Genomic DNA, 17,690 nt, shown 5'->3' with positions numbered 1-17,690 from the left:
GCTGAGCAACTAAGCTCAGCCCCCGCCTCAATGCTATCTATAAATCTCTGCTCTGCGGCAGAAATTATTTTTTAGATATAGTAGGACCCGAATTGCAGCTTCTTCAGCAATTTCCCGACCAGATTAGAGGCCAAGGCAATCGGTATCCGGTTTGCGTGATAATCAATCAGCTCGATGAGATTGCCATCGGGGTCACGCATAAACGCCCAGTGGGCACCGCCCATAAACTGCACGTCCGAAACGAACTCCGCGCCTTTCTCTTCTAGCTTCTTCTTTAATGCCGGCACATTGCTCACGCTAATAGCGATATGCGTATAGCCGGGGCGATTCCAGACCGTCTTCGGTGCTGGCTCTGCCTTAGGCGAGAACTCAAATATCTCTAGTACATTTGTGCTCTGCGTACCTAGGAAGCCCAGCCGAATCGTCAGCCCTTCTTCTCCGTAGAGATCTACCAGCGTATTAGCTTTCTCCGGCTCTACAGTAAGCTCATTGAGCAGATGCCAATCAAACATATAGCTATACCATTTGATGGCTTCTTCAAAATTGCTTACAGTCACTCCCGCATGGGTAACCCCATGGACGCGCGGACCGCAGAACAGCTTCTTTACTGGATCGAGAATTCCCATTTTAGGCACCTCCAACTGGCTTCTGAGCATAGTCGCCGACTGCGAGCATCATAGCCCCCAAATCAGCTCCATACTCCGGAGCTCCTTGCATAATAATTCTTTGCGCAATAGTAGCGTCGATCATGTCATCGGTACCCTGCAGAGTGCCTAAGGCGCTCGGTACCGAGTCGAATGCGAGAGCGAAGAATGGCTTAGAGCGTGTATAAGGCCCTCTTACTGCCTTAGTGCGCCCGCCCTTAACACGAATATACGCATTAAGTTCTTCATGGCCAATTACGCAGAGTTCGTAGACGCGATCAGGCTGGTTCTTTGCCCATTCACTAAAGAGTGGATGCTTAGCTTTATTAAGCTGAGATATTCCACTAGTGAGCAGGTAGAACATGCATCTGGTGAGCAGAGCTGCCTTATCGGGATCTTCGGGAGCTTCCGTCTGGCCGAGCAGATCTGCCATGTAGAGCAGCGACCGCAAGGCGGCTACGAAAAGCCGGACATTAGAGAGTACTCCCTTCATCTTCGGCAGCGTCTGCAGATTGATGGTGCCGAGGAAAAATCCGTTTAGAGCTTCGCGCGATGCGAATTGTAGCTCCACATTCGGCGCCGGATGCACACCGGTGCGAATAGAGACTTCTCCGTCGTTCACCTCCAGCCGCGTAGCTACCTTCTCGGGAGCGCCGAATTCATCTTTTTCGCCGGTTAATGCAGAAATCTGCACCACGCCGTTCAGACCCTTAAAAGCCTTCGTCAGCGCCGGAACGTTATTGATTATCGGCTTTAAGGTCGGCACCACCGCGTTTAGGAAAACGAGGGTCTGGTACTTTACTTCTTGCTCGAGAGGTATATCGCTCATTCTTATACCTCATCATCCCAGTCGTCGTCCTCTTCAATCTCGATGCGCATCAGCTCCCGAGCGGATTCGACGATACCGTTCTCATCATAACCATAGTGAGCGTAGAGATCCTCCGGCTGGCCAATCATCGACCAGGTATCCGGAACACCGAGCTTACGGAAGGCGAAGCCCTTGCCCGTGCTGGCTGCAACATCGGCGACTGCCGAGCCGAGGCCGTGGGCAATATTGGCATCTTCTACCGTAATTACACGGCGGGTTTCGGCCACTGCATTCTTAATAGCTTCTTCGTCGAGAGGCTTAATCGAATAGAGGTCGATTACCCGTACGGAAAGGCCGTCTTCCTTATTGAGCATATCTGCCGCCTGAATAGCCCGCCATACTGCCGAGCCGGTGGCCATAATCGTCAAATCGGAGCCTTCGCGCACTGTGTGAGAACCACCAATGCGATAGTTCGGAATCTCTTCAGTGTATACATTCTGGTCATAGCCACGGTTTACACGCACATAGACCGGACCTTGATGCTCATAGGCAGCTAGTACTGCCTGCACCGTCGAACGGCCGTCTGCCGGGCAGAGGGTGACCAGGTTAGTAATGGAACGCAGAATCGCGATATCTTCAGGGCTCTGATGGGTAGAACCAGCATTGCCGAAAGAAAGACCGGAGTGCGTAGCAATTACTTTTACATTTGCATTGCCGTAGCAAATATCGGTACGCAGCTGCTCCAAGGCACGCATAGTTGCGAATGCGGCGAAGGTGGAGACGAAGGGGGTGTATCCGCACTTCGCCATACCAGCAGCCATACCAAACATATTCTGCTCAGCAATACCTACGTTGAAGAAACGATCCGGGTAGGCATCTGCCAACAGACCAATCTTCGTGGATTTTGCCAAATCGCCGGAGAAACCGACAATATCCGGATGCTCCCCAGCCAGCTCCACCAGCGTGCGGCCATATACCTCAGCGGTAGCCATATCGCCGGCGTCAAGCATTGTATAAGTTAATCCTCCAGCCATCTTTAGCTCTCCTTAATCTTTGCTACGCGCTGTGCATGGTAGCGCTCGAGGGATTCATGCCCATCTTTGACCTGGTCTTCGCTGAACGAGCCGTAATGCCACTTGTAGTCGCCGGCGATACTATCGATTCCAGCGCCTTTCACCGTATTGGCAATAATCATGGCCGGCTTGCCCTTTACTTCGCGGGCCGCATAAATAGCATCGTAAATCTCCGGAATCGAAGATCCGTCGATGTCAAATACTTCCCAACCGAAGGCACGCCACTTATCTGCAAAAGGCTCCAGGTTCATGACGTCTTCCGTCATGCCGTCAATCATGGCCTTGTTGCGGTCGACAATGCCGATAAGGCGATCGAGCTTGAAGTGTGAAGCAGCCATAGCTGCCTCCCATACAGAGCCCTCATCGCATTCGCCGTCGCCCATCATGCAGTAGACGTCGAAGTTACGCCCGGAAAGCCGCGAAGCATTTGCCATGCCAGCAGCAATCGAAAGGCCGTGCCCGAGAGAGCCGGTCGCGATTTCTACGCCCGGTACTTTCGAACCGTCTGGGTGAATGCCCAAGGGGGAACCAGTCTTATTGAAGCGCTTCAACCAATCCTTGGGGAAGCAGCCCAAATCGGCTAGCAGTGGTGCATAACCTACACCAATATGCCCTTTGGAAAGCACGAAGCGATCACGATCAGGATCGTCGAGCTTATCGGCGCTGAAGTTCATTACATCGTAGTAAAGTACGGTCAGCACATCGAGTGCGGAAAGCGAGCCGCCCACGTGCCCGCCGCCAGCCCAATAGACGGTATCTAGGGTGAGTCCTCGAAGTTCGTGAGCTTTATCTTCGAGACGCCGCCAGGTATTCGGATCGATACTCATTTAAAATCCCTTTCCGAGAATATTCTTAACGTCCTTGCGAATTACGCGGTAAGCTTCATCAGCGACTTCTAAGGTCTGCTCAATGTCTTTATCAGTCAAAGAGGCATTGATGAAGAGGTTGTGGTGGTTGGCCAAGAACACTCCGCGCCGTACGCACTCGCCGATAAATGCTTGATGCAGCATATTATTCGGATCTTCAATATCCTCATAGCCGGTGGTGCGCATGAACCACATCGAAGGCTCACCAGTCACCTTGAGATGGAAGCCGTTGTTAGCAGCTACCTCTACGAGGCCATCCGTGATCTTCTTGCCTTTCTCCAAGCAGACCTTCGCTAGATCCATCTCCCGCATCTTGGTGATACAAGCAATCGCGGCAGCCATCGGAGCCGCGGAGAGCCAGTAGGAACCAGTGTAGAATACCGAAGCTGCGGCATCCTGCAGGGATTCGCGCCCTACGAGAGCGGAGATATTGTAGCCATTGGCCAGTGCCTTACAGTAGGTGAGCAGATCAGCGTTGAAGCCATAGCGATGATCAGAGCCGTGTACATCCAAACGGAATCCGCAGCGTACGTCGTCTACGATTAGTACAATTCCTTCCTGCGTACACAGATCGCGTACCTTCTGCCAGTAGCCTTCCGGCGGCAGCATATTATCTGCCAAAGCAGGATGGTGATACGGAGTCGAAATCAAGCCAGCAATCTGACCCTTGTTTTCGTAGACAATCCGCTTAATCTGGGAGAAGTTGCCGAAATCTGCATAGAGATTGTTGGCTACGTCTTCCTTGGCGATACCAGAGTAATCAATCTGCTGCATCCAAGGAGCTACACCGTGGTAGCCACCGTGCAACATCAGCATCTTGCTCCGGCCGGTCGCTGCCTTAGCCGTCAGAGCGGCCATGGCAGTTACGTCGCCACCGTTCTTCGCGAAGAAGGCCCAATCAGCTGAATCAATCGTATCTACCAGCAATTCTGCCAGTTCAGGCAGACGCGCCGAAGCAAGAGAAATGCAGTTACCCTTCTTCAACTGCTCTTTGAAGGCGTTATCCACATCGGGATCGTTGTAGCCGAGGACATTCGGACCATAAGCGCACATGTAGTCAATGAACTTATTGCCGTCAATATCCCAGAAATAGGATCCCTTAGCTTTCTCAGCATAAAGCGGATAAGCGTCGATAGGCATGAAGCAGCCTTCGCCTGGTCCGAGGTGGCCGTAAATACCGCTCGGTACTACCTTGGCACTCTTCTGAAATAGTTCTTGACTCTTGGGGTATTTGTATGTTTCCATCATCTTTTCCTAACTGAGGTACTGAGATACCAGACCGAGAAGCCGATTAAAGTTATCCAGATTCGGGACGTAACCGCTAATGCGGATATCCTGCGAACCGATGGCAGAGAAAGCAGCAATCTCTCCCCGCAGTACTCCACCAACCACATCCAAGCTGGAGAAAATCATGCGAGAGCTCGGGGTATTCGTAACTCCTTCAATGGTGGTGAGCTTGTGATCCTTAATGCGGAGAATATAGGCCGGACCATCTATTACTGCCAGTTGCAAATCGCCGTCCCGCATTCCTTGCGCACTCTGCTGACCCTTCTCATCGCTATTAGCTATTTCGCTAGCAGAATTGGCCACTACACAGAGCGTCAGAATCGTATTGATGCGCCGGAAATTCTCATCCTTGAGAGCTTCCGGAGTGGGGCGCAAATAATCAGTAAGAATATTGGTCAGTTCGGTAAAGGTTCCGGTCAAGAACTTAATCTTGGTAATTCCTTTAACCGGAATCGGCATACCGGTGCCGTCGAACATTTTGTTCACCATCTTAGGGGTGGGGAACGCTAGGTTCATAGTGTTTGGACCTGCACCGCGGTGATGCGTAATGGTCCCGTGCTTAATAGCCAGCCGAATCGTTACCTTCGGACTGGTAAACTGAATGACCTCATCGGCATTTGCGATGAGAGCTGCAGCTTTATCGTCAAGTTCAACCAATTTTTCTAGCGCTTTAAATACGCCATTTAGATTGACTCGACTTAATGTTGCATTATCCATTTAGGTCGCCTCCTCGTTGAGCTTAAGAATAATAGTACCCTGAGTTTCGAGTATTTAGACGATTTTGCGCATCTAAATTACTTAAAATTTACCTGATACTCTATTCTCGATATAAACAGTCTACATATTACTCAGCTCACATTCAATTGGAAATAAGTAATTTCTTTAAAAAGAATGTGCAGACAAATAATATGACCACCTGCATAATTAATATAGGAGCGGAATCCGGGGCTTTCGTGTAAGAATAGTTCTATGTATGAGAAGAAATCCGCATTGCTCGATCACACCGAGGTTCCGGAAAAAGCTGCCCTAGAGGGCTTAGAAAAACGTTGGAGTAAAGAGTGGGAAGAGGCCGGCACTTATCGCTTTGACCGGCAAACTACCCGGGAGGAAGTCTATTCTATCGACACTCCTCCCCCGACCGTCTCTGGTTCACTACACGTAGGGCATGTATTTAGCTACACCCACACCGACATCATTGCGCGCTTCCAGAGAATGTGCGGAAAAAACGTATTCTATCCAATGGGGTGGGACGATAACGGCCTGCCTACCGAGCGGCGCGTACAAAATTACTACGGAGTGCGCTGCGATCCTTCTCTTCCATATGAAGAAAATTTCCAGCCGCCGTACGAAGGCGGAGAGGGAAAATCTATTCGCTATGCCGATCAGAAACCGATTTCGCGGCGTAACTTTATTGAACTTTGTTGGAAGCTCTCTACTGAAGATGAAAAGCAGTTTGAGAATCTCTGGCGATATCTCGGTCTTTCGGTAGATTGGCAGCAAAACTACCAAACAATTGGGAAGCGAGCGCAGATAGTCGCCCAGAGTGCGTTCCTGCGCAATTTAGAGCGCGGCGAAGCCTACCAAGCCCAAGCACCGGGGCTGTGGGATGTTACTTTCCAGACCGCGGTGGCGCAGGCAGAAGTGGAGCATCGCTCCTATCCGGGCGCTTACCACGCCCTCGCTTTTCACCGCCCAAATGGCGAAGATGTAGTAATCGAGACTACACGCCCCGAACTGCTCCCCGCTTGTGTGGCTTTGATTGCCCACCCGAGCGATGAGCGCTTCCAGCATCTTTTTGGCACCACCGTAACTTCGCCGATTTTCGGAGTGGAAATCCCGGTACTTCCGCATCACAAAGCGGAAAAGGATAAAGGCGCCGGAATTGCTATGTGCTGTACTTTCGGCGATATCACCGATATCGAGTGGTGGCGCGATCTCTCCCTGCCGATGCGCTCTATTTTAGAAAAAGACGGCCGGCTGTACCGCACTACTCCGGAATGGATTACGGATCCACACGGAATCGCCGTTTACGAAGAAATGGCGGGTAAAACTACTTTCACCGCGCGGAAGATTTTGGTGGAGAAGCTCCAAGAAAGCGGCGAGATGATTGGCGAAGCCCGCCCCACCGATCGAGAAGCTAATTTCTTTGAAAAAGGAGATAAGCCGCTCGAAATCGTGCTCTCGCGCCAGTGGTATATTCGCAACGGCGGCACTGAGTACCGCGAAGAAAACGGGAAGACTCTTCGCGAGAACCTGCTCGACTGTGGTAAAGAGTTGGATTTCCATCCAGATTTCATGCGCGTACGCTACAACAATTGGGTAGAGGGCCTTAGCACCGATTGGCTGATTTCGCGGCAACGCTTCTTCGGCGTGCCATTGCCACTTTGGTATCGCATAGATGAGAATGGGCAGATTGACTATTCCGCGGTTATCACTCCGCGCGAAGAACAACTTCCCGTAGATCCAAGCTCGGATTGCCCGCCTGGATATACTCCTGAGCAGCGCGGCCAAGCCGGCGGTTTCGCTCCGGAAGTAGATATTATGGATACCTGGGCAATTTCTTCTCTCACTCCACAAATTGCGGGTGGGTGGATTAATGACGCCGATTTATTTGCCAAGGTTTATCCAATGGACGTGCGCCCACAGGGGCAAGATATTATCCGCACCTGGCTATTTTCCACGATGGTGCGCTCCCATCTCGAATTCCACGATATTCCGTGGAAGAATGCCGCTATTTCGGGCTGGATTCTCGATGAGGATCGGAAAAAGATGTCGAAATCGAAAGGCAATGTAGTCACGCCGATGGGGCTGCTAGAAAAGCACGGCTCCGATGCGGTGCGCTATTGGGCTGCCTCTGCGCGTTTAGGCATGGATACCGCCTTCGATGAAAAGCAAATGAAGATTGGGCGGCGCTTAGCGATGAAACTCTTGAATGCAGCTAAGTTTGCATTCCAGATGAACGAAGGCGCGCCCGTAAGCCTCGATTTGGCGGCCGTCACCGAGCCACTCGATCGCGCTTTGCTGGCTAAGTTGACGGCAGTGGTGAAAGAAGCTACCACCGCACTAGAGAATTATCAGCATAGCTACGCTTTAGAAGAAGCCGAGAGCTGCTTCTGGAGTTTCTGCGATGACTATCTGGAGCTGGTGAAGGCGCGCGCCCAAGACCGAGACGGCGCCTATTCGGCAGCTGGGAAAACGGCGGAAATTATTTCTGCCCGCACCACCCTGAATATAGCTGTCGATGTATTTGTGCGGCTCTTTGCCCCGTATCTTCCCTATGCAGCGGAAGAAATATGGTCGTGGTACCGCAGTGGCAGCGTACATCGAGCCGAATGGCCAGATGCGCAGATGCTAGCTTCCGCTATTGGCGATGCCGATGGCAGCGTACTGGAGGCTACGGCAGAAGCTTTGCATGCCTTGCGAAAGGTAAAGACGGAGCAGAAAGTCAGCCAGCGCACCGCCTATGCAGAAGTCACTTTGCTAATGCCAGCCGCGGCAGAAGAAAAAGTGGCCGCTGCGCAAGGTGATTTGCGGGCTGCCGCCCATATAACAGGAGAATGCGTGCTGCAAGCAGTGGCAACTGCAGAAGATTACTCCGTAACTGATTTCACCCTGCTTACCGAGCAGAAATAGCCCTACTTATCGAGCAGAAATAAACGAAATTTATGAGCGAATTCTTAGAAGAAGATGGGATATCTTTTACCCCCGGAAAAATTCAGATAGACGATATGCTTTCGGTGCCGGAGATGCTGCGCCGAGCGGGTGAGGCCACCCCGAAAAAAGTGATTCTGGAGCGGAAATCTAGCTTCTCGAACCAGTGGTTGCCTATGACCTACAAGCAGTTTATCCGGGAAATCAAGCAGGTGGCTCTGGGGCTGATTGCTTGGGGAATTAAGCCGGGAGATAATGTGGCGATTATGGGGAGCACCTCCTATGAGTGGGTACTCTTCGACTACGCGCTCCAGTTTGCCGGCGCGCGCGGTATCCCTATTTACGAAACTTCTTCTACGGAGCAAGCTGACTGGATAGTCACAGATGCGAAGATAGTGGCAGCCTTTGTAGACAACCACACTTTACGAAACGTGCTGCAGCCGCTTTTGAAGAAGCACCGCCATTTCAAGAAAATTTGGGTGATGAGTGACGGTGCCCAAGCGCAGCTGGCAGAGCTCGGCTTTGGTGAAGATGAAGCGCAGATTGATACGCTGATAAGCAACCAAAAGGCCGATGATATTTGGACTATTATCTACACCTCCGGTACTACTGGAAAGCCAAAAGGTGTGGAGCTCACGCACCGAAATGTGCTGCATGTGGCGATGAACGGCGTCTTAAATGAAGACCTGATGAAAGTGCTGGCGATGGGGAAAACTTCGCGCACTCTTATCTTCTTACCTATGGCGCATGTATTTGCCCGCTTCATTAATGTGGCTATGTTCTATGCCGGCACGGTGGTGGGATACTCTCCCAATACCCATAATCTCGTATCTGATATGCAGTCTTTCCGGCCGTCCTTTATTTTGGCGGTGCCGCGCGTATTTGAAAAAATGTATAACGCCGCGGAAGCCACTGCTGGTTCGGGATTGAAGCTGCGGGCTTTCCGGAAATTCACCAAGGTAGCTATAGAGTATTCGCGGGCTTTGGATACGGAAGAAGGCCCTTCTGCGAAGTTGAAGGCACAGCGCCGGCTCGGAGATAAGCTCGTATATTCGAAGATTCGCGATATTACCGGCGGCCGGCTGAAGTACGCAATTTCCGGCGGAGCTCCGCTCGGTGAACGCCTGGGGCATTTCTTCCGCGGGGCGGGAATCACCGTCTTTGAGGGATACGGAATGACGGAGACTTCTGCTCCCACCACCGTGAATCGACCCAATAAAATTCGCATCGGTTCGGTGGGTACCGCCTACCCTGGCTGCTATGTAAAGACGGCTGAAGACGGGGAAATACTGGTGAAGGGCGATCACGTATTCCGGGGCTATTTTGGCGATGCGAAAGAAACTGCTGCTGCTTTTACGGAAGATGGCTGGCTGCGCACTGGCGATATGGGGCGTATCGACGCCGATGATTTCTTGTGGATCACCGGGCGGAAAAAGGAATTAATTGTGACGGCGGGTGGAAAGAATGTAGCTCCGGCTCCGCTCGAGGATTCCCTACGCGGGCATTCACTTATTTCGCAGGTAGTAGTGGTGGGAGATAAAAAGCCTTTTATTTCCGCGCTCGTCACTCTCGATGCTGATGCACTCCCCCAGTGGCTAAATAACCATGGGATTGAGCCGATGTCGCTCGCCAGTGCGGTAAAGGATCCGCAGATTATTGCCGCGATTGACCGTGCCGTTAAGTATACGAATCGGAATGTATCGCGCGCAGAATCTATCCGTAAGTTCGAGATATTACCGCTCGATTTCACGATAGATAATGGCTACCTCTCGCCTTCTTTAAAGGTGCGGAGAGCAGAAGTGCTGAAAGATTTTGCGCCTTTGATTGAAAAGATTTACGCCGATAAGCTATCGCATATTTAATTGTGCGCTTTAGGAGCATTTTAGCGCTTTAGGATCTTAATGCTTAGGAGCCTTTGCGCTAATTCTAAAGTTGCGCGCTATCGAATTGATTACGGCCGCTTAATTTTTTGCTGCCTGCTGGCCGGCTGCTTTCTTGGTAGAGGTGCCGGTGGTTTTCTTCGCCGAAGTGAGTACTAAAGTGGGCTCCGCTTCTCCTGCGGCTACCTTGCTGGTAATTACCACTTTGGTGATGTCGTCACGCGAAGGAATTTCAAACATCAGTTTCCCGAGTAGTTTCTCGAGAATAGAGCGCAATCCGCGCGCACCGGTACCGCGGGCAATGGCTTCTTGCGCTATTTTTTCTAAAGCGCCGGCGGTAAACTCCAGCTGCACGCCATCTAGCTCAAACATCCGTTGATATTGTTTGATGAGAGCATTGCGCGGGCGCACCAAAATTTCTACCAGATCTGCTTCTTGGAGCTTATTTACAGTAGCGATAATCGGCACGCGCCCTACTAATTCAGGAATAAGCCCAAATTTATGCAAATCATCTGGGGTGACTTCGGCCAAGACGTCATCCATCTTATCGGCCTCATGGAGCTGTGAACCGAAACCAATTCCCCGCCGCCCGGCGCGATGTGAAATTATTTCTTCCATCCCGGCGAAAGCTCCCGCCAGAATAAAGAGCACATTCGAGGTATCTATTTGAATAAAATCTTGCTGCGGATGCTTGCGCCCACCGGTAGGCGGCACCGAAGCCACCGTGCCTTCGATAATCTTCAAGAGGGCTTGCTGTACTCCCTCTCCGGAGACGTCGCGCGTAATAGAGGGGTTCTCTGATTTCCGCGAAATTTTATCTATCTCGTCGATATAGATAATGCCTTTTTCAGCTCGCTCCACATCGTCATCAGCAGCTTGAATCAGCTTAAGTAAGATGTTTTCTACGTCTTCGCCCACATAGCCGGCTTCGGTAAGGGAGGTAGCATCGGCAATGGCGAAAGGTACATCTAAAATTCTTGCTAAAGACTGCGCCAGGTAGGTTTTTCCAGTGCCGGTGGGGCCGAGCAAGAGAATATTCGATTTTCCGATTTCCACCGTTTCGATTTCTTCTTCCGCTGGCGTAGCACTGGAGCTAAAAGTAATTCGCTCGGAATTGGGGTTTGTTTTCTGCGCGCGAATCCGCTTGTAGTGGTTATATACCGCCACAGCTAAGGTACGCTTCGCCGCTTCTTGCCCGACCACATATTCATCTAAGAAATCGCAGATTTCCTGCGGAGTGGGAAGCTCGCGTTCTGCTTCTGCTTCGGCGCTGTCATTGCCGAGCTCTTCAGCGATTATTTCATTGCAGAGCTCTATGCACTCGTTACAAATATAAACTCCCGAGCCAGTGATGAGTTTCCGCACCTGCCGCTGGCTCTTCTGGCAAAAAGAGCACTTCAAAATATCGGCAGCATCAGCGGTCGGCACCATTATCTCCCTTTCTCATCCTGGATATTTTCCCTCATGCGGGCTAGCCGGCAAAGCGGAAGCCGCCAGGGAAATCTGCTCTTAGTCTATACTTATTTGCTTTTTCGCTGGCGAAGCACGCGGTTAATTCTTCGGAGAGTCTAATTCCTCGGGAAGATTGGCTCCCCCAAAAGCTTGGCTCTCCAAAAGCTTGACCCTTTCGAAAGATTTACTCTTCCGAAAGCGCGCGGCTAAAATTTGGCGCTCCGCCCCTAGGAAGCGATTTCAGCTTTGCGGGAACCGAGCACCTGATCTACCAAGCCGTATTCTTTCGCAGCTTCGGCCGTGAGAATCTTATCGCGCTTAATATCCTGCTTGATCTGCTCCGCCGGCGTATTGGAATGATAAGCCAGCGTATCGATAAGCCACTGATTCATGCGGTCGATTTCATCTGCCACGATAGCAATATCGGAAGCTTGGCCTTGCACACCTTCCATAGCGGGCTCGTGAATAAGAATTCGCGCATTCGGAAGGGCGAGACGGCGGCCAGGAGCACCGGCGGCAAGAAGTACCGCTGCGGCCGAGGCAGCCTGCCCGAGGCAGACGGTCTGGATAGGCGGCTTCACGTACTGCATGGTGTCGTAGATAGCCGTAAGAGCAGTGAAAGAACCTCCCGGAGAGTTGATGTACATCGTGATAGGAGATTCCGGATCTAGAGATTCTAGTACCAGTAGCTGCGCCATTACATCGTCAGCGGAAGCGTCATCTACTTGCACGCCGAGAAAGACTATCCGATCTTCGAAGAGTTTGGCGTAAGGATCTTGGCGTTTATAGCCGTAAGGGGTACGCTCCTCGAAATTGGGGAGAATGTAGCGATTAGTAGGCAGATTAGCTGCGCTTCCTCCCGGGAGTGAGCGATTCTGATTGAAAAAATGCTGTGCCATCCTAAATTTTCTCCTCGTCTTATTCAGCTGTGTCCGAAGTGCGGTTTACTCCCCCGCCCCCGATCACGGAAGAAGATTTTTCAATAATGTGGTCGGCAAATCCATACTCCACAGCTTCTTGAGCGGTGAACCAGTGATCGCGATCCGAATCCGCAATGATTTGCTCCACCGTCTTGCCTGTATGAACGGCATTTAATTCCGAGAGCTCTTGCTTCATCTGCAGAATTAAATCGGCGTTAATGCGAATATCGGTAGCGGTACCGCCTGCCCCGCCGAGCGGCTGATGCATTAAGACACGGGTGTGCGGCGTAATATAGCGCTTACCTTTCGTACCCGCAGAGAGCAGGAATTGCCCCATCGAGGCGGCTAATCCCATACCCACCGTGGCCACATCGGGTTTTATATATTCCATGGTGTCAAAGATAGCCATACCGGCAGTCACCGATCCGCCCGGAGAATTAATGTAGAGATAGATATCTTTATCGGGATCCTCGGCGGCTAATAGCAGCAGCTGCGCACAGATAATATTCGCGTTATCATCGCGCACCTGATCTCCCAACCAGATAATGCGTTCCTTTAGAAGCCGGTTGTAGATGGAATCCCCTAAGCCAAATCCGGGCTTCTGCTCTTCGCCGGATATTACTCCCGCCTGCATATCTCCTCCTTATATTTCCGGCGGGTATTACCGCCGCCTATCTGTATATAAGATTAATCGCTTCCCGCCGCTTTGGGAATTTGCCACCCGCGCTTTCGCTGAGGGCGCAGGAGGGCTCTATAAAGAGAACTGCGCGGGCGGCGCTGAGCGCCGCCCGCGCAGCAATCCCGCGGCTTTTAATTATTCGCCGAAATTGATTAGCTGCTCTTTGGTGAGTTTCTTCGCTTCCGCTTCGCCGAGATCACCCTTGGCTACTCGATAAGCAATCCAGTCTGCTTTCAAAGCGGACTTGGCCGGAGCCTCCACAGCTGCTTGCTTAGCCGGTTGCTTAGCTGCTTTCTTCGCCGCCTTGGCTTTATCGGCGCTGGCCTTTTCTTTCGCCGGAGCCTTCTTCGCTGCCGGCTTCTTCGCATCAGCCTTCTTGGCAGCATCCTTCTTGGCGGCTGGCTTCTTAGCCGGAGTAATCTTCCGGCTTGGCTTCTTATTGAATTCCGGCAATTTCTCAGCTTCTGGAGCTTCTCCGAATACTTCATCCAGATCCACAGCCGCACCGGATTCATCTACCACCTGCGCCAAGCGCAGAGCAGAGATAATGGCCTTATTGCGCGCCATTTCTCCAGCAAAAGCGTTAATCTGATTAGACTGAGCAGCAGCTTGGATGAACTGGTTCGGATCCATTCCATACATTTGGGCTTGCTGTACTAAGAAGTTCAGCAGCTCATTCTGCTCTACCGTGATATCAAAACCGATGGCGTATTCATCGAGGAGTAACTGCAGGCGCAGCTGCTTCTCAATTTCTGGCAGCAGCTCGGCTTTCCGCTCTGCGTCGTCCTCTTTGCCTTCGTTTTGCAGCTGATGATTAAGCTCTTCTTCCACTACGGATTCCGGAAGCGGGAAATCAGCTTTTGCCATCAACTCGTCGATCAGTTTCTGCTGCGCGGATACCACGGCTTCCGTCTTCTTCTGCTTAGTAGCACTCTTTTCGAGATCTTCCCGCAGTTCCGCCACAGTATCGAACTCGGAAGCGAGCTGAGCAAAATCGTCATCCACATCCGGAAGTACCGATTCTTTCACGGAATTTACCGTGATGCTTACTTCGGCTTCGGCACCGGCGTGCTCTCCCCCAGCTAGCTTAGAAGTAAAGGTGACTACGTCTCCCGCCTTTGCTCCCTGCAGAGCTTCATCTTGGCCTTCCAGCATGTTTTCGGAGCCGAGCAGATAAGATACGCCCTGCATATCATCTACTTCTTCTTCGCCGATCTTCGCCACTAAATCGATATTTAGATAATCGCCATCCACCGCGGGGCGCTCGGCATTGCTGAGAGTAGCAAAGCGTTTACGCAAATCGGTAAGCGCTGCCTCGATATCTTCTTCTCCCGCCGCACCGGCAGTTACTTCAATTTTAATTTCCCGCGGATCAGGCAGCGAAATCTCGGGGCGAATATCTACCTCTACGGTAAAGTTGAGCTCCGTCTTATCGTCGGCAGCTCCGCTCATTTCCGGAACCTGATTAATAGATACTTCGGGGCGCGCCATCGGCTTGATGCCGAATTCTTCTGCCGCGCTCTGATAATAGGAATCAAGATTTTCGTTAATCGCTTCTTCGATCAGGTAGCCGCGCCCGATATTGGCTTCTAGTACGCGAAGCGGTGCTTTTCCAGGGCGGAATCCTGGAATATTTACTTTCTTGGCCAGCTGCTTAGCCGCTTTCTGGTATGCCGGCTGAAACTCCGCAGCCGAAACAGCGATATCCAGCTTGGCGTGTGTTTCACTGAGATACTCCACGGAATTTTTCACTGAGATTTCTCCACTCATAAATCCTCGGGGGCAAGATGCCCGTTCTATTTTCGCGCGTCTACTATCTTGTACAGATAGACGCATACCGTCCAATAATAGAACAAATGTGCCCACTTCCGCCTAGAAATTAGAGATGAAAGTGAACACATTAAAAGCCAAAAGGCGCTATATTAAGTTTTTTCGTCGGGGCAGCGGGATTCGAACCCACGACCTTCCGCTCCCAAAGCGGACGCGCTACCAAGCTGCGCCATGCCCCGTGCTCCTAAAATCTTAGACTAGAAATCGCGATTTACCTAAATTTATTAATTTGCATGAGCTGCAAATCACTAAGCTATTTTTTAGTTATGAGAAATTTCTTGCTAAAATCAAGGAGCTGAATCATTACGGCGGCACGGAAGAGGAGCGGCAGTGATGACGAAGCACAGTGGTAAAAATAGCCATGCGGATGTAGCTCAATGGTAGAGCCCCAGCCTTCCAAGCTGGTCATGCGGGTTCGATTCCCGTCATCCGCTCCAATTATGTTTAGAGCAATATTTAAAGCTTTATTTAACGCATTTAATTCTGAAAAACTTAGCCGATAATACTTATGAGCAAGATTTTTGTGGATTAAGGCGCAATTTAATCGCTCTAATTAAAAATAGCTAAAACTAAAAACGGGAACTACCCCAGGGCAGCGAAACGATCGAAAAAGACTTTTAGCTTTTCCACCACGCGCGCCCGGCGCTCAATTCGGCTATCTGCACCCGTGGCAAAATGAGCGTTTAAAAACTAAATCCGCGGCGCGGAGCGCGCAAACTTCTCCACTTTCTTCGCGCTCCCATAAATCTGCACTTGGTCGCCTTCAGAAAGTTCCACCGCGCCGAGCACCGGCTGCCACTGCCCATCGCGCAGTAAAGCCACTATCTTCACTCCGTGCCGATTCCACATATCAATCTCATCGAGGGGGCCGACTGCCGAAAGCGGAAGCACCGTCCGCACCATCGCCGTGCCCTCCGATAACTCCACGTAATCCAGATTTACGCCGCGCACGAGATGCGCCACCCGCCGCCCCATAGCCACTTCCGGGTGCACAATATGCGGCACACCAATCTGCTCGAGAATACGCCCGTGGGCCGTGCCGGAAGATTTCGCCCACAGGTTCTTCACGCCCATATCGTTAAGCACCGAACAAGTGAGAATAGAAGCTTCCACGTGCGGGCCTCCGATACCCACCACTACTCCGTCGCAATCGGCGATTCCGAGCTCCGTCATCGAAGCAATATCGGTGGTATCGCTTTGCACCACCTGCGTCAAGATTCCGTTATTACGATTTACCACCGTTTCATTCAAATCTACACCGATGACTATCGCGTCATCAGAGACGAGTTCGCGGGCCACGGCCGTGCCGAAACGCCCTAATCCTAGAACTGCGTAGGTGGGTTTAGAAAAATTAACCAATTATCGGCCTTTCTACGGGGAAAGAAATATTTGATGCACTAGGCGCAAAGGCTAGCGCAGTGGCGACGGTGATAGGCCCCAATCGCCCGATGATCATTAAGACTATAAGAATAAACTGGGCCGGATAGTTTAACAGCGGCGTGATTCCGGTAGATAAACCTACCGTACCAAATGCAGACATCACTTCAAATAGCGTCTGCGATAGGTTGAAATCCGTCAAAAACAGAATTGCGATAGTGGCGGTGGCTACCAAGATAAAAGCCAAGACCACCACGGTCACCGCCTGGTAGACCACTTCGAAAGAAATACTTTTCCCGAATACCACCACTTGCCGGCGCCCGCGAATGACGGTAGCTACTATGGCCAGCAAGGCAAACATAGTGGTGATTTTGATACCACCCGCAGTTCCGGCCGGCCCGCCACCGATAAACATAAAGGTGTCCATCACGAAAAGAGTCGAATCGTGCATCTGCCCGATATCCACGGAATTAAAACCAGTGGTACGAGTTTGGACGGCTTGAAAAATACCGGCGAGGAGTGCATCGGCAGCCGGGAGCTTTCCGAGCGTCTTGGGGTTATTCCATTCGGAAACCGTCACTATTAGGGAAGAAAAGAGCAATAGGCCAGCGGTACCTGCTAGCACCATACGGGTGTGGAGCGACCAGCTGTAGGGCTTGAGGAAGCTGGTGCGCAGCTGGAAAATTACGGGAAAGCCTAGACCACCGATGATGATTGCCACCATAAGAGGCAGGCACAGCCACCAATCTCCCACAAAAGAAGTCATATTATCGGAATAGAGGGCGAATCCGGCGTTGTTGAACGCGGAAACTGCGTGGAATAATCCGTGCCAGAGCGCCCGCGGGAAAGAATACTCCAGGGTGAGAAAACGAATCGTCAAAAGAATTGCGGCCACCAGCTCTACCAGTAGCGAAATTCCGAGTACCCGCCGGAGAATCATTCCGAGCTGGCCGGTGCTGGAGCGCCGCTCGGCGGCAGAAGCTAGCTTAGTACTGTGACTTTCTTTGCGTATGACCGCTTGGGCGAGCACCGCCGCGAAGCTCATTACTCCGAATCCGCCTACCTGGATCAACGCCAAAATTACTACTTTGCCGAAAGTAGTCCAATAAGTAGCAGTATCTACAATCGTCAATCCCGTGACGCATAAAGCAGATGTGGCCGTAAATAAGGCCGGAAGTGGAGGCAATCCTCCCACTTGGACTGTAGATATCGGTAACATCAAT

14 protein-coding genes and 2 tRNA genes are annotated in these 17,690 nt (G+C 51.4%); 3 read left to right on the top strand and 13 right to left on the bottom strand.

The genetic code is table 11. The features are described from left to right. Positions 1-71: 71 nt before the first annotated feature. From BQ7117_RS03030 to BQ7117_RS03005, 6 genes are read right to left on the bottom strand one after another with little or no spacing between them, the layout of a single operon-like run. Positions 72-626 (bottom strand): VOC family protein, encoded by a 555-nt coding sequence (locus BQ7117_RS03030; RefSeq protein ID WP_073996133.1) that lies wholly within the window; start codon positions 624-626, stop codon positions 72-74. A gap of 1 nt (position 627) precedes the next feature. Further along, positions 628-1,473, bottom strand: coding sequence for a hypothetical protein (locus tag BQ7117_RS03025; protein WP_073996132.1), 846 nt, complete (start codon positions 1,471-1,473; stop codon positions 628-630). A 2-nt stretch (positions 1,474-1,475) separates the two neighbouring features. Further along, positions 1,476-2,486 (bottom strand): transketolase family protein, encoded by a 1,011-nt coding sequence (locus tag BQ7117_RS03020; RefSeq protein ID WP_073996131.1) that lies wholly within the window; start codon positions 2,484-2,486, stop codon positions 1,476-1,478. A 2-nt stretch (positions 2,487-2,488) separates the two neighbouring features. After that, a complete protein-coding gene (locus BQ7117_RS03015) occupies positions 2,489-3,352 on the bottom strand; it encodes a transketolase (protein WP_073996130.1) in 864 nt (287 codons plus the stop codon). Continuing rightward, entirely contained in the window at positions 3,353-4,636 is a 1,284-nt protein-coding gene (locus BQ7117_RS03010; RefSeq protein WP_237563043.1) for an aminotransferase class III-fold pyridoxal phosphate-dependent enzyme, read from the bottom strand. 9 nt (positions 4,637-4,645) lie between these two features. Then, the gene (locus BQ7117_RS03005; protein WP_073996128.1) at positions 4,646-5,395 is read right to left on the bottom strand and encodes an SNARE domain-containing protein; all 750 of its coding nucleotides are present in this window, start codon (positions 5,393-5,395) and stop codon (positions 4,646-4,648) included. Positions 5,396-5,647: 252 nt separating this feature from the next. Between BQ7117_RS03005 and valS the strand changes: the two genes are divergently transcribed. Together valS and BQ7117_RS02995 are read left to right on the top strand one after the other, a co-directional pair. After that, positions 5,648-8,311 carry a valine--tRNA ligase gene (gene valS / locus BQ7117_RS03000; RefSeq protein ID WP_073996127.1) on the top strand — a complete coding sequence of 888 codons (2,664 nt, stop codon included), beginning with the start codon at positions 5,648-5,650 and terminating at the stop codon, positions 8,309-8,311. A 32-nt stretch (positions 8,312-8,343) separates the two neighbouring features. Further along, entirely contained in the window at positions 8,344-10,191 is a 1,848-nt protein-coding gene (locus BQ7117_RS02995; RefSeq protein WP_073996126.1) for an AMP-dependent synthetase/ligase, read from the top strand. Between the two features lie 99 nt (positions 10,192-10,290). Here BQ7117_RS02995 and clpX read toward each other — a convergent pair whose 3' ends face one another. The 5 genes from clpX to BQ7117_RS02970 all read right to left on the bottom strand — a co-directional run bounded on the left by clpX (position 10,291) and on the right by BQ7117_RS02970 (position 15,269). Beyond that, positions 10,291-11,640 carry an ATP-dependent Clp protease ATP-binding subunit ClpX gene (gene clpX / locus BQ7117_RS02990; protein ID WP_073996125.1) on the bottom strand — a complete coding sequence of 450 codons (1,350 nt, stop codon included), beginning with the start codon at positions 11,638-11,640 and terminating at the stop codon, positions 10,291-10,293. 248 nt (positions 11,641-11,888) lie between these two features. Then, the gene (locus BQ7117_RS02985; RefSeq protein ID WP_073996124.1) at positions 11,889-12,560 is read right to left on the bottom strand and encodes an ATP-dependent Clp protease proteolytic subunit; all 672 of its coding nucleotides are present in this window, start codon (positions 12,558-12,560) and stop codon (positions 11,889-11,891) included. 19 nt (positions 12,561-12,579) lie between these two features. After that, positions 12,580-13,215 (bottom strand): ATP-dependent Clp protease proteolytic subunit, encoded by a 636-nt coding sequence (locus BQ7117_RS02980; RefSeq protein ID WP_073996123.1) that lies wholly within the window; start codon positions 13,213-13,215, stop codon positions 12,580-12,582. 180 nt (positions 13,216-13,395) lie between these two features. Then, positions 13,396-15,030, bottom strand: a complete 1,635-nt coding sequence (gene tig, locus BQ7117_RS02975; RefSeq protein WP_161939413.1) for a trigger factor — start codon at positions 15,028-15,030, stop codon at positions 13,396-13,398. A gap of 165 nt (positions 15,031-15,195) precedes the next feature. After that, a tRNA-Pro gene (locus tag BQ7117_RS02970) sits at positions 15,196-15,269 on the bottom strand. Positions 15,270-15,453: 184 nt separating this feature from the next. Between BQ7117_RS02970 and BQ7117_RS02965 the strand changes: the two genes are divergently transcribed. Continuing rightward, positions 15,454-15,527 (top strand) — tRNA-Gly (locus tag BQ7117_RS02965). Positions 15,528-15,780: 253 nt separating this feature from the next. Here the strand turns inward: BQ7117_RS02965 and BQ7117_RS02960 are convergent. Together BQ7117_RS02960 and BQ7117_RS02955 are read right to left on the bottom strand one after the other, a co-directional pair. After that, positions 15,781-16,449 (bottom strand): potassium channel family protein, encoded by a 669-nt coding sequence (locus BQ7117_RS02960; protein ID WP_073996121.1) that lies wholly within the window; start codon positions 16,447-16,449, stop codon positions 15,781-15,783. After that, a complete protein-coding gene (locus BQ7117_RS02955; RefSeq protein ID WP_202613018.1) occupies positions 16,442-17,686 on the bottom strand; it encodes a TrkH family potassium uptake protein in 1,245 nt (414 codons plus the stop codon). The genes BQ7117_RS02960 and BQ7117_RS02955 overlap by 8 nt, the downstream gene beginning before the upstream one ends. Positions 17,687-17,690: the final 4 nt, after the last annotated feature.

Origin of the sequence: Arcanobacterium urinimassiliense, from assembly GCF_900119495.1 — a bacterium.
Classification (GTDB): domain Bacteria; phylum Actinomycetota; class Actinomycetes; order Actinomycetales; family Actinomycetaceae; genus Arcanobacterium_A; species Arcanobacterium_A urinimassiliense.
Note: the sequence above shows the minus strand (reverse complement) of the source record. Positions and strands in the feature narration are given on the sequence as shown.